Here is a 12,394-nt window from a genome sequence, read left to right on the forward strand (position 1 = left end):
GATGAGGGAGGCAACTCTATGTCCATTGCAACAACGATGATTATCCGGCTTGAGATCCGTAAGTCCGAAGCTTCTTTTGGAGATGTGGCGTCCAAGCTGGCGTCTGCCGGCGGTGATATTGTAGCGATTGATGTGATCCGCGGCGGTAAGGATGTGACGACCCGCGACCTTACGGTTAATGTGCAGGATGCGGCGAATGAAGAGATTATCAGAGTACTGAAGGATATGCCGGGTATCAAAGTCATCAATGTCTCCGACCGGACCTTCCTGGCCCATCTCGGCGGCAAAATCGAGGTTACCCCGAAGATGCCGATCAAAAACCGGGAGGATCTGTCCCTGGTCTATACCCCCGGCGTGGCCCGTGTCTGTACGGCGATTGCCGAAGATCCGTCGAAGGCGTATTCCCTGACGATGAAAAGAAATACGGTAGCTGTTGTCAGCGACGGTACCGCAGTGCTGGGGCTTGGCGATATCGGACCGGAGGCGGCGATGCCGGTGATGGAAGGCAAGGCGATGCTGTTCAAGCAGCTGGCGGATATCGACGCTTTTCCGTTATGTCTGGACACCAAGGACCCCGAAGAGATCATTCAGATTGTGAAAGCGGTTGCTCCGGGCTTCGGAGGAATCAATCTGGAGGATATCAGCTCTCCGCGCTGCTTCGAGATTGAGCGGCGGCTGTCCGCTGAGCTGGACATTCCGGTCTTCCATGACGATCAGCACGGCACAGCGGTTGTTGCGCTGGCGGGTCTGCTGAATGCGCTCCAGGTTGTAGACAAGACAATCGAGGATTCCAGAATCGTAGTCGTCGGCATTGGTGCGGCAGGGGTGTCGATTTGCCGTCTGCTCCTGGCAGCGGGTGCGAAGCAGATCTATGCGGTAGACCGGGCCGGGATACTGCACCGGGATGAAGCCTACTCGAACCCCGAGTGGAGCTGGCTGGCCGAAGCTACCAACCCGGAGAATCTGAGCGGAGGACTTGACGCTGCCATGCGCGGGGCGGATATATTCATCGGGGTCTCCGGGCCAGGCATTCTCAAGGTGGAGCATCTGAAGACGATGGCCCCGGACAGTATCGTGTTCGCCATGGCTAACCCTACCCCGGAGATTGAACCCGAGCTGGCTGAGCCTTATGTCAAGGTACTGGCTACCGGAAGAAGCGATTATCCGAACCAGATTAACAACGTGCTCTGTTTCCCCGGGATCTTCCGCGGCGCGCTGGACTGCCGGGCGAAGACCGTGAATCTGGAGATGAAGCTGGCGGCGGCGCAGGCTATCGCAGCCGTGGTTCACCCGGATGAGCGGAATGAGCAGTATATCATTCCTAGTATTTTCAATGAGAAGGTTGTGGAGCAGGTCCGTCTTGCTGTGATTCGCGCAGCTATAGCGACTGGCATCGCCCGGCGTGTGCCGCCGGATATCAGTTGAGGGAACGGCTTACCGGGAGAGTCCGGTGACGCTGAATACAGGGAAGGTGAACAAGCTGTGGCCCATGGGCTGCGGCTTTGTTTGCATAGGAGCCTATCGCTGGCCCGGTGGACAAGTCTTGTGCGGATGCGCCGGGGGGGGGGGATAGGTGGACAATGGACTAGTGTAAGTACGAATGCGACGGGGAGGAATAGGTGGATTGTAGCCTAGCGCTAGTAGGAATACGGCAGGAAGGAATAGGATTGATTGTGGTCTAGCTCAAGTATGAAGGGGGAAGGAAGAGGCGGAATGGATTAGCTCATGTACGAACGGGGGGAATAGGTGGATTTTGTACACTTGCTGGTAGACGTTGGGGCGTTGGTGGGACAGCAGTTGTATAAACAACACTTAATTCAGCAATATTCAGGTAAAGCGATAAAATCCAACATAGCAGATGCCTTTTTTCCACTTGTTTCGTGAGAATCCTCAGAATCCGAGAAATTAAGATACGTTTGTCCACTTGCTTGCCGCTGGGGAGGCCGAGGGGACCTTCGGGGTAAGGCTGCTTGGTTTAAATATGAGGGACAGCATGGTAAAATATACAAATGGATACAATGATTTTTCATTCAGGAGGGCCTATGTACCGCAGAATTCATATTATGGGAGCTTCCGGAGCAGGCACGAGTACGCTCGGCCAGGTGCTGGCGGCAAGGCTTCCCCATGTGCATCTGGACAGTGACGATTATTTCTGGGAGCAGAAGTACAGTAAGCAAAGTGTTGTAGCAGAACGTCTTAGGAGATTGCGGACGGACCTGGAGCAGCAAGAGCCATGGATTCTATCCGGTGCAGTCTGCGGCTGGGGTGATCCGCTGCGTGATATGTTTGATCTGGTGATTTTCCTGTGGATTCCTGAGCAGGTTCGTCTGGAGCGGTTGCGGGCAAGGGAATATGAACGTTACGGGGATGAGAGTCTGCCTGGCGGGGATAAATATGAGGAGGTGCAGCAATTCATGGCTTGGGCGGCACTGTACGATTCAGCCGGACCGGAGGTCCGTAGCCGGACGCTGCATGAGGAATGGATAGCGGGCTTGAAATGTAATCTTGTGCGGCTGGAAGGGGATCTTACGGTGGAGGAACGGGTGAATGCCGTGCTGCAATATATGTCCGGTTAACTTCTCCTAATCAACTATAGAAAAGAGGACTGACCATGAAGAAGATGATACGTGCGCTGCTGCTTCCCGGACTCTTGCTTCTGCTGCTTACGTCCTGCAATACGGAGACGACTCATTTCAACTATACATTCAAAGGTGAGGCCGAAACCTGGTCGGCGGTATATAAGCAGGAGGCCAGCCAGAAGCTGATTACTAAACGGGATAAAGTAACCAGTGAAAGCTTCAAGCAATATACATTCAATCTGCATTACAAAGGTGAGCCGTCCGATCTCGAAACGATTAAACAGATGAAATATACTTATAAAGGCCGGGGAAGCGGCGGCAGCCAGAATATTGAAGGCCCTGTTCCTATAGGAATGCTGAAAATGGGCGGTTCTGGAAGTGGGACGATAGAGAGAGAGGACTCCGTCATTAAAGTCACTGTCGAATGGGACGGGAAGAGTGAGGAGTTTGAGCTGAAGAATGAGAAGTAGGGGACGGCTGGCAGCAGCGGTCTCACAACAATAGGAAAGCGGGGCATACCTATCATGATAACAATCGAAGCAATCGGAATAGAATCGCTGGAGGCACTGAACACACTCTATCATGAGTTAATTGGCGGGCCTACGGACCCGGTGAAGCTGGAGACCGCTTTTCGGACCATCCGGGAGGATGAGCGGTATGTGCTGCTGGGTGCTTTTGTAGACGGGGAATTGTTAGGCTCGCTGATGGGGATCGTCTGCCAGGACCTCGTGGGGGATTGCCGTCCGTTCATGGTGATTGAGAATGTCGTAGTCTCCTCCCGCGCACGGCGGCAAGGTCTCGGCAAAAAGCTGATGACCGCTATTGAAGCGATTGCCCACGATCGGGACTGTTATTACATCATATTCGTGTCAGGGGAGAAGCGGAAGGAAGCGCATATTTTCTATGAGGCTATGGGGTATAGAGAGGAGCAGGTGGAGGGATACCGGAAGCATTTAAGCTCGCATTAGGGTAAATACAAGTTGCACCAACAAGAGCAGGGAACTTCTCCCTACTCTTATTTTTAGTTTGACCATCCTGATGATAGCGCTTTATAATCCGTTCATGAGTGGCTGGACCGGCGGTCATAACTACAGAAGGCGGGGGACAACTGTGAATCAAATATGCAAGGTACTGATTGTGGACGACGAAATTCTGGTCCGGCAAGGGATTAAATATGTGCTGGACTGGGAACACGAAGGGTTTCAGATTGTAGGTGAGGCGGCGAACGGACGGGAAGCGCTGAATCTGCTGCCGGCCCTGCGGCCGCATATCATCATTACCGATATAGTGATGCCGGTGATGGACGGCGAGGAATTAACACGCCTGGTGAAGCGGGATTATCCGGCGACTGAGGTGATTGTGCTGAGCAGCTTCAGCGAGTTCCATTATGTGCGCTCCACGTTCCAGAACGGGGTGGCAGATTATATACTGAAGCCGAAGCTGGAAGCCGGGGCACTTTTGCAGGTGCTCCACACAACCCGGGACCGCATCCCGGAACTCAGCACGGCGGGAACGCAGGCAGATACGGCACCGCAGCCACTGGATGCCCTGCTCGGCCGGATGATCTCCGGTTACCGGCTGCAGCCGGAGAGCGAAGAGTACGTGAAGCAGCAGTTTCCGCATGGCTCCTTCGCGCTCCTCGGCTGGGAGACTGTGCAGATGGCGGAGGGCGGCAATCCAGTCGCCTCCCCGGGCACCACTCTCACCACTGCTATAACCGGGGAGCTGGAACGCAGTGTTCCGGGATTGGTGCAGTGTGTGATCCCAGGCACAGAGCCGGGCGCAATGCTCATGCTGATCAATCTGCAGGAGGCCCGGCGGCCGCAGCTGCTGGAGGCGGTACACCGGTTGGCCGATACTCTCGCCGGGCAAGAACCGGAGCTGCGTCTGACGCTTAGCCGGATGTTCGGTTCGCTCAGCGAACTGGCGGCTGTTCGGCAGGAGACTGTGCAGAGGCTGCAGCAGTACCGCTTTTTCAAGCCGGACCAGGTCCTGCTGGTATATGGGGAGCTGCCGGAGCGTGAAGCCGACCTGCTGCCGAAGTTCAATCTGACCCACTTCACCGAGCAGCTGAAGCGTCAGCAACTGGAGGAAGCCTTCGGTGACCTGCGTCAGTACGTAGAGGCACTTAGCGGGCAGAACGATGGAGATGTGTTCCAGTTCAAGTCCTTCCTGGGCAACATCGTCTTCAATGTCACGAATCAGTTCAGCCATCTGCGGGAGCTGGAGGAGGGGAAATACAGTCTGTTCCGGGCCATAGACGAGGCGGGTTCTGCGGATCAGGCGGTACGGATTCTGGATAATTATCTGGCCCGCATTATGGAGCTGACTTCATCGGCAGCGGCTGCGCCGGGCAGCAATGCCAGTATGACCAAGCTGCTTCAGTACATAGAGGAGCATTATGCTGAGCCGCTGACCCTTACCGAGCTGGCCCGTCATTTTCATTTCAACCCTTCGTACCTGTCGAGTCTGTTCACGGCCTACAATCAGGAGGGCTTCAAGGAGCATCTCAACACGATCCGCACGGGCAAGGCGGCAGAGCTGCTGCGGGCAGGCGAAGCACCGATATCAGAGATTAGCAGCATGGTCGGGTACGGGGATCACAGCTATTTTTGCAAAGTGTTCAAGAAGTATACCGGCTTGTCCCCGAGCGGCTACCGGCGTCAGCATTACGGGCAGGTGTAGAGGCGATGCGCAGCGTGTGGGAACGTTTCAAATTTCACAGCCTGTTCATCAAAATCTTCATCGTCATGCTGATCAGCATCATCGCTGTAGCGATCGCTTCCTCCTGGACCACCGTCCGCATGTCGGAGAGGCTGTTCATGAATACCTTCAGTATTACGAATTCCAAGGTGATCAGCCAGATCAAGGCGAGCTTTGAAGCTTTTCACTATTCGGTCGTTACGGCGACTAACAATACCCAGCTCAGCGGCACGATCAAGACCTTCCTGACTGAAAAGGACTCGAACTCCCTGGGGATGCTGCGGACCTATTACAACATGACCTCACAGATGAAGAAGATTCAGTCTACCCTCGATGCCTACCAGGTCGGGGTCAAGATTATGGGCAAAAACGGCCGCAGCTACTCCACCAATACGAACAATCTGCTAATGAGCGACCCGGAGCTTCAGCAGCATGAGCTGACACGCAATACGCTCGCCGAACCCAAACGGCTGATGTATCAATACTATGAGGAGACGGTGCCGGATTCGCCGCTGAAGGAAGCAGTCATCGTAGGCAGTAAAGCGCTAATGGAGCGGACAACGGGCGATATTTACGGGACGCTCTATTTTACGATTCATGAACAAGATTTCCGGTCCTTCTATGGGAGCTTTGTCAGTACCGGGAACGATGTGGCGATCCTGAATAAGCAGGGGATGATTGTGTCCAGTAACCGCAGTGACCTGATGGGCCAGCAGGCGGCGGACGTATTGCAGGTGGCAAAGGAGATTGAGGAGCAGCAGCTTGCTTATCAGAATATTGATTTTCGCGGGACAGATTCGATTCTGATTGCGGATTACCTGCCGTCTTATGATTTCTATATTGTGAACCTGATTGATAAGCAAACCGCCCTCGGCCAGATGGTCAACGGTAAAATGGTGGTGCTGTTCTGCTCCGTTATCGTTATCGTGGCCCTGATCGTGGTCTTTCTGATCTTCAGAAGGCTGACCCGGTCGCTAACGCTGCTTACCCGGCAGATGTCCAAGATCACCCAGCGTAACTTCCACAACTACATCACGGTGACGGGGAGCTTTGAATTTCAGGAGCTGGGACATGCCTATAACTATATGCTGGACGAGCTGAATGAGTATGTGGAGAAGCTGGTGGAGACGCAGAAGGAGCAGCGGAATGCGGAGCTTGCGGCCCTGCAGCATCAGATTAACCCGCATTTTCTGTACAATACGCTGGCCTCGGTGAACTTCCTGGTGCAGCAGGGCAGTCAGGAGAAGGCGGTCCATACGATCCATGCCCTGATCTCGATGCTGCAGAATGCGCTGAGCAATGTCAATGAGAGCATTACCGTGGCCCAGGAGCTGGAGAATCTCAAGTCCTATGTGTTCATCAACCATGTGCGCTACGGCGAGCGGATCAGGGTGAATTTCTTCATCGCCCCGGACTGTATGGAATTCCATCTGCCGAAGCTGATTATTCAGCCGTTTATTGAGAATGCCTTCTTCCATGCGTTTACGTACAAAAGCGGAGGATATATCCATATCCTCATCTCCCAGGATGCCGGATCTCTGCTCTGCGAGGTGGTCGACAACGGAGACGGTATGGACACCGGAGAAGCGGAGCTGAAGGTATCCGGGCCTGCGGGCAAACGCCAGCTTTTTACCGGAATCGGCATCAAAAACGTGCATGACCGGCTGGTGCTGATGTACGGCGAAGAGTATGGGATCACGATTAAGAGTACGCCGGGCGAGGGAACGGCCATCCGAATCCGGCTGCCGCTGATCACGGGACAAAATTAATACCATTATCCAAAAAAAGAACAAACGGCCAATAGGTAGCGCTTACAATCAGGCGATAAAATGACCAATCCCCATAAAGTAAGTTCTAACGGCTCCCCGGAGGCGGGTGATAAGATTACTTATGTAAATAAGCGCTTACATGACAGCGGAACACATAAAAGCGCATCAAAGGGGAGGATTACAAATGAAAAAAGGCTTTGCGTTAATCCTGATTTGTATGCTTTTGCTCACGGCTTGCAGCTCGAACTCGGGTTCCAAGAATTCCGGCAGCCCAGCGAATACAGGGAAGACAGAGAAGACTGAGAATACAGAAGCTACGGAGCCTGCACAGGCGAAGGAAATTACGATCTGGGCATGGGACCCGGCCTTCAATATTGCGGCGCTGGAAGTGGCCAAGGCAGAATATGCCAAGACCAACCCGGATGTGAAAATTAACATTGTAGAGTATGCACAGGCTGATATTATCCAGAAGCTGAACACGGGGCTGAACTCCGGAACGACCAAAGGTCTGCCGAATATCGTGCTGATCGAAGATTACCGTTCCCAGAGCTTCCTGCAATCGTACAAGGATTCCTTCTACGATCTGAGCAGCAGCATCAAAGGCACGGACTTCGCGGATTACAAAAGCGGGCCGACCAGCCTGGACGGCAAGCAGTACGGAATTCCTTTTGACTCCGGCGTAACCGGCTTGTATGTCAGAACGGACTATCTGGAGCAAGCAGGCTACAAGCCAGCTGATCTGCAGGATATCGACTGGAAGAAATATATTGAAATCGGCAAGGCCGTGAAGGACAAAACCGGCAAAGCGCTGATTACGCTGGACCCGAACGACCTCGGACTGATCCGGGTCATGATTCAATCCGCAGGCGAATGGTATCTGAAGGAAGATGGCAAGACGCCGAATATTGCCGGGAATGCCCCGCTTAAGGAAGCTTTTGAAACCTACAAAGAGCTGACCGATTCGAATGTCGCCAAGGTTCACGCGGACTGGAGCCAATTCGTTGCAGCGCTGAACAGCGGTGATGTGGCCTCCGTACCGACAGGCAACTGGATTACCCCTTCGATTACGGCTGAAGCGTCCCAGTCCGGCAAGTGGGCCATCGCCCCGCTTCCGAAGCTGACCGTGAATAAATCGGTTCATGCCTCGAATCTCGGCGGAAGCTCCTGGTATGTGATGAATGTGGACGGCAAGGAGACGGCTGCGGACTTCATGGCTAAGACCTTCGGCTCGAATGTGGAGATGTATCAGAAGCTGCTGACAGATATCGGTGTTATCGGCACCTTCAAGGCGGCTGCGGGCGGAGAGGCTTACAGCCAGGCCAATGAATTCTTCAGCGGCCAGAAGATCGTATCGGATTTCGCTGCCTGGACGGAGCAGATTCCAAGCGTCAATTATGGTATCAACACCTATGCAATTGAAGACATCCTGATTGTAGAGATGCAGAATTACCTCAACGGCAAGGATATTGACAGTGTGCTGAGCGATGCCCAGACCCAGGCCGAATCACAGATTAAATAACTGAGCAATGCACACAGGTAGACCTCGGGTGTGGCCTGCAGCTTCCGGGAGTTCAGGAGGCGGGCGGCGCCCGGGGTTTATTTTAAATGATAAGGAAAGGACTGGGCAGCTGTGCATCAAACAAATTCCAAACTTAGGTTCCGCACCAAAAGCGTGTTGACCGGATGGTCCTTCGTCCTGCTTGCGGTCATTCTGATCTTCGTCTTCTATTTCTATCCGATGCTTCAAGCGCTGATTCTATCGTTCCAGACGGGAACGGGCAGCAATCTGACGTTCACCGGATTCGACAACTACACACGGCTTCTGTCTGACCAGACGTTCATCACCTCGGTCAAGAACACCTTCATCTATCTGCTCGTTCAGGTGCCGCTGATGATCATACTGGCACTGTTTATCTCGGTGCTGCTGAATGACAGCAAGCTGAGATTCAAGGGGTTTTTCCGGACGGCGATCTTCCTGCCCTGTGTAACTTCACTGGTTGCGTATTCAGTGGTATTCAAGTATTTATTCGCCGGCAATGGCCTGGTCAATACCATGCTGCTGAAGCTGCATCTGGTCAGTGCCCCGATTGAATGGATCACCGATCCGTTCTGGGCCAAAATCACCATTATCATAGCGATCACGTGGCGCTGGACGGGCTACAACATGATTTTTTACCTGTCCGCCCTGCAAAATATTGACCATTCCATCTACGAGGCCGCCAGAATTGATGGGGCTTCGGCATCACGCCAGTTCTTCGGAATTACGGTTCCGCTGCTGAAGCCGATCATCCTGTTTACCTCGATTACGTCAACCATCGGTACGCTGCAGCTGTTCGATGAGGTCATGAATATTACGAAGGGCGGCCCGGGCAATGCGACCCAGACGATCTCCCAGTACATTTATAATTTGTCGTTCAAATATTCAGCGGACTTCGGCTATGCAGCCACCGTATCATACTCGATCGTGATTATGATTGCGCTGCTGTCGGTCATCCAGTTCAAAGTGGCAGGTGATAAAAATGGCTAAAAGCAAACGTTTCTTCATGTACCTGTTCCTTAGCATCGCGGCCATTGTCTCAATCTTTCCATTCCTGTGGATGGTGGTCAGCTCCACGAATAAGTCGGTGGATGTCACCCGCGGGCGGCTGCTGCCGGGTACCCATCTGCTGGAGAATCTGCGCAAGCTGCTGGATACCACAGACCTGCAGTTATCCCTGATCAATTCGGCAAAAATCTCGGTGACCACCACGCTGCTGGCCCTGCTGATCGCCTCGCTGGCCGGGTACGGCTTCGAGGTCTTCCGCAGCCGCTCGAAGGACATCGTATTCAACATTCTGCTGCTGTCGATGATGATCCCGTTCGCCGCACTGATGATTCCGCTCTACCGGATGTTCGGGCAAATCTCCAATGTGTTCCCGTGGATGGGCATTGATACGATGACTTCGGTTATTCTGCCAACAGTGACTACGGCGTTCCTGATCTTCTTCTTCCGGCAGAGCACGAAGATGTTCCCGAAGGAGCTGCTGGAGGCCGGACGGATGGATGGGCTAAGTGAGCTGGGGATCTTCCTGCGGATCTATCTGCCGACCATGAAAACCACTTACGCCGCCGGAGCGATCATCACCTTCATGTCCAGCTGGAACAATTATCTCTGGCCGCTGATTGTCCTGCAGACGCCGCAGACGAAGACGATGCCGCTGCTGATCTCCACACTCGGCTCGGGCTACGCCCCGGATTACGGCATGATCATGATTGCGATCGTGATCGGCACGATCCCGACGGCGTTAGTGTTCTTTGTGATGCAGAAGCAGTTTGTGGCTGGGATGATAGGGTCGGTGAAGTGAACTAGAGATTTTCAGGTTTGGGAATCGTCGTGGCTACAGAGATCGTTTGGACTTTCGGCCGCTGTTGTCTCCAGATTTCTTGATTTATGCCGCTATTAGCGGGTGAAATCCGGAGACAAAGGCGGACGCTATTGCTCCTACAGTTCCAAACATCTCTTCCGCCACTCCTCCCAAAATGGGAAGGACTCAAGTTCAATTCATGTGGGGGTGTGGGCAGGAGGAAAACCAATAAGGCTACCGTATTGACATATCGCAAATGATCAATATAATAAAAATTATGAATCCAATTGATGCATTTAAGGCGCTATCGAATGAATCTAGGTTACAGATCTTACAATGGCTCAAAGAGCCATATGTTCATTTTAAGCCCCATGAAGGAGTGGATATGGAGGAGATTGGGGTTTGTGTAAGTCAAATAACCGACAAGCTAAACATGACTCAGTCAACGGCTTCTCAATATCTTACGATGCTGCAGCGGGCAGGGTTGATCACAACCAAACGTATAGGCAAATTTACTTATTATCAGAGAGACGAGGAAGCCATACGTAAGTTGGCCCATTATACGATGAGTGATATGTAAGAGAGATAAAACTGAGTTCTTTACCCGGAATTTGGCTTTATCTTGGTATTACAAATCGACAATTCGCGATATGTCTTTTTTTACTTATCATATCGACAATTCGCGAATTATATATATTAAAACAAAGGAGTTGTATTATTTTATGTCGCTAAGTTGGAAAGTTTATATTTTAGCAATTGTTAGTTTTTTGGTAGGGACGTCCGAGTATATTCTATCTGGCATTTTAGATAAGGTATCCGTTTCGTTTGATGTTTCACTTGCTGCTGCCGGGCAATTAATTACGATTTTTTCTCTAGTCTACGCTTTATTCACTCCTATTCTTATGGCTCTAACCGCAAGTATGGACAGGCGGAAATTAATTATTCTGGGTCTAGGCTTATTTGTGATCTCTAACATTCTTGCGGTTCTTCTGCCTGGGTATGGATTGTTTGTGGTTGCCCGCATCATTATGGCCATAGGCGCAGGTCTAGTGGTTGTTACCTCATTAAATATTGCAGCTAAAATTGCCCCTGAGGGGAAACAAGCAAGTGTTATTGCAACAGTCGTAATGGGCTTTACAGCATCATTAATCATTGGCGTGCCTCTTGGGCGCATTGCAGCGGATACGCTTGGCTGGAAATCTGTGTTTGGAGGAATTGCCCTTCTAGGTATTATCGCAATGGTCATCCTTTCTTTCACAATCCCGCGTGTTAAGGGAGATGAACCTATTCCATTACGGCAACAATTAAGGTTACTAAAAAAGCCTAAGGTAGCATTGGGATTAGCTATTACCTTCTTTTGGCTTGGCGGATATTCGGTTACATATACGTATCTTTCACCGTATCTGCTTGAAGTATCTGGCATAAGTTATAAATATCTCAGCGGAGCTCTGCTTATATTTGGAATAGCCAGCATGATAGGCTCCAAAATTGGTGGCCTCAGCACAGACCGGTGGGGGGTTCACCCGACATTGTTCAGCGGATTGATACTCCATATTGTAATGCTGATTATATTGTCTTTTGTGACGAATACATTCATTGGTGTAATGGTCGTGCTTTTGCTGTGGTCGTTCTCCGCATGGTCATCTGGTCCAACGCAGCAATATCATTTAACGACAATTGAACCCGAAGCATCAGGTGTTATGCTTGGCCTTAACCAGTCTATGATGCAGCTTTCGATGGCAGCAGGTGCTGGTATAGGTGGGGTAGCTATTGAAACGGTCTCGCTCACATCTATTACATGGATTGGTGCTGCAGGGGTTGCGATTGCTATAATCGCTACGCTCATCTTATATAGAATGAATTCTAAATCAAAGATAAATATTCAACATTAAGTTCAAGACAACAGAAATACTTCTGGTGACAAAAAGCGCGGTGACCGGACATTCCGGACACCGTGCTTTTCCTTCAGCTTGCCTCTTCGGGTTACTAAATTTACTAT

At 51.7% G+C, this 12,394-nt stretch carries 11 protein-coding genes; all 11 read left to right on the forward strand.

Features of this window, described 5'->3' with window-relative positions:
* Nucleotides 1–18 precede the first annotated feature (18 nt).
* Nucleotides 19–1,425, forward strand: a complete 1,407-nt coding sequence (locus HQN87_RS00130) for an NAD-dependent malic enzyme (protein ID WP_173125934.1) — start codon at nucleotides 19–21, stop codon at nucleotides 1,423–1,425.
* Between the two features lie 617 nt (nucleotides 1,426–2,042).
* Nucleotides 2,043–2,576: an AAA family ATPase gene (locus tag HQN87_RS00135; RefSeq protein WP_173125936.1), complete on the forward strand. Its 534-nt coding sequence runs from the start codon at nucleotides 2,043–2,045 to the stop codon at nucleotides 2,574–2,576.
* A gap of 35 nt (nucleotides 2,577–2,611) precedes the next feature.
* The gene (locus tag HQN87_RS00140; protein WP_173125939.1) at nucleotides 2,612–3,049 is read left to right on the forward strand and encodes a hypothetical protein; all 438 of its coding nucleotides are present in this window, start codon (nucleotides 2,612–2,614) and stop codon (nucleotides 3,047–3,049) included.
* A gap of 54 nt (nucleotides 3,050–3,103) precedes the next feature.
* Nucleotides 3,104–3,547, forward strand: coding sequence for a GNAT family N-acetyltransferase (locus tag HQN87_RS00145; protein ID WP_216857083.1), 444 nt, complete (start codon nucleotides 3,104–3,106; stop codon nucleotides 3,545–3,547).
* 94 nt (nucleotides 3,548–3,641) lie between these two features.
* Complete coding sequence (locus HQN87_RS00150) at nucleotides 3,642–5,264, forward strand: response regulator transcription factor (RefSeq protein WP_216857084.1); 1,623 nt, start codon at nucleotides 3,642–3,644, stop codon at nucleotides 5,262–5,264.
* 5 nt (nucleotides 5,265–5,269) lie between these two features.
* Entirely contained in the window at nucleotides 5,270–7,051 is a 1,782-nt protein-coding gene (locus HQN87_RS00155; RefSeq protein WP_173127579.1) for a cache domain-containing sensor histidine kinase, read from the forward strand.
* A gap of 184 nt (nucleotides 7,052–7,235) precedes the next feature.
* Nucleotides 7,236–8,570, forward strand: a complete 1,335-nt coding sequence (locus HQN87_RS00160; protein WP_173125942.1) for an ABC transporter substrate-binding protein — start codon at nucleotides 7,236–7,238, stop codon at nucleotides 8,568–8,570.
* A 111-nt stretch (nucleotides 8,571–8,681) separates the two neighbouring features.
* Nucleotides 8,682–9,578 (forward strand): carbohydrate ABC transporter permease, encoded by an 897-nt coding sequence (locus HQN87_RS00165; protein WP_173125945.1) that lies wholly within the window; start codon nucleotides 8,682–8,684, stop codon nucleotides 9,576–9,578.
* Nucleotides 9,571–10,395: a carbohydrate ABC transporter permease gene (locus HQN87_RS00170; RefSeq protein ID WP_173125948.1), complete on the forward strand. Its 825-nt coding sequence runs from the start codon at nucleotides 9,571–9,573 to the stop codon at nucleotides 10,393–10,395. The genes HQN87_RS00165 and HQN87_RS00170 overlap by 8 nt, the downstream gene beginning before the upstream one ends.
* A gap of 277 nt (nucleotides 10,396–10,672) precedes the next feature.
* Nucleotides 10,673–10,975, forward strand: coding sequence for an ArsR/SmtB family transcription factor (locus tag HQN87_RS00175; protein WP_173127582.1), 303 nt, complete (start codon nucleotides 10,673–10,675; stop codon nucleotides 10,973–10,975).
* Nucleotides 10,976–11,117: 142 nt separating this feature from the next.
* On the forward strand, nucleotides 11,118–12,287 hold the full coding sequence (locus tag HQN87_RS00180) for an MFS transporter (protein WP_173125951.1): 1,170 nt from the start codon (nucleotides 11,118–11,120) through the stop codon (nucleotides 12,285–12,287).
* The last annotated feature ends 107 nt before the right edge of the window (nucleotides 12,288–12,394 follow it).

The sequence above is a fragment of the Paenibacillus tritici genome (genome assembly GCF_013204885.1).
GTDB classification, from domain to species: domain Bacteria; phylum Bacillota; class Bacilli; order Paenibacillales; family Paenibacillaceae; genus Paenibacillus_AQ; species Paenibacillus_AQ tritici.

Coding starts and splice junctions, on each gene's coding strand:
- HQN87_RS00145 (WP_216857083.1), top strand. CDS start 3,104: ATGATAACAATCGAAGCAATCGGAATAGAATCGCTGGAGGCACTGAAC.
- HQN87_RS00150 (WP_216857084.1), top strand. CDS start 3,642: ATGAGTGGCTGGACCGGCGGTCATAACTACAGAAGGCGGGGGACAACT.
- HQN87_RS00180 (WP_173125951.1), top strand. CDS start 11,118: ATGTCGCTAAGTTGGAAAGTTTATATTTTAGCAATTGTTAGTTTTTTG.
- HQN87_RS00140 (WP_173125939.1), top strand. CDS start 2,612: ATGAAGAAGATGATACGTGCGCTGCTGCTTCCCGGACTCTTGCTTCTG.
- HQN87_RS00160 (WP_173125942.1), top strand. CDS start 7,236: ATGAAAAAAGGCTTTGCGTTAATCCTGATTTGTATGCTTTTGCTCACG.
- HQN87_RS00155 (WP_173127579.1), top strand. CDS start 5,270: ATGCGCAGCGTGTGGGAACGTTTCAAATTTCACAGCCTGTTCATCAAA.
- HQN87_RS00135 (WP_173125936.1), top strand. CDS start 2,043: ATGTACCGCAGAATTCATATTATGGGAGCTTCCGGAGCAGGCACGAGT.
- HQN87_RS00175 (WP_173127582.1), top strand. CDS start 10,673: ATGAATCCAATTGATGCATTTAAGGCGCTATCGAATGAATCTAGGTTA.
- HQN87_RS00170 (WP_173125948.1), top strand. CDS start 9,571: ATGGCTAAAAGCAAACGTTTCTTCATGTACCTGTTCCTTAGCATCGCG.
- HQN87_RS00130 (WP_173125934.1), top strand. CDS start 19: ATGTCCATTGCAACAACGATGATTATCCGGCTTGAGATCCGTAAGTCC.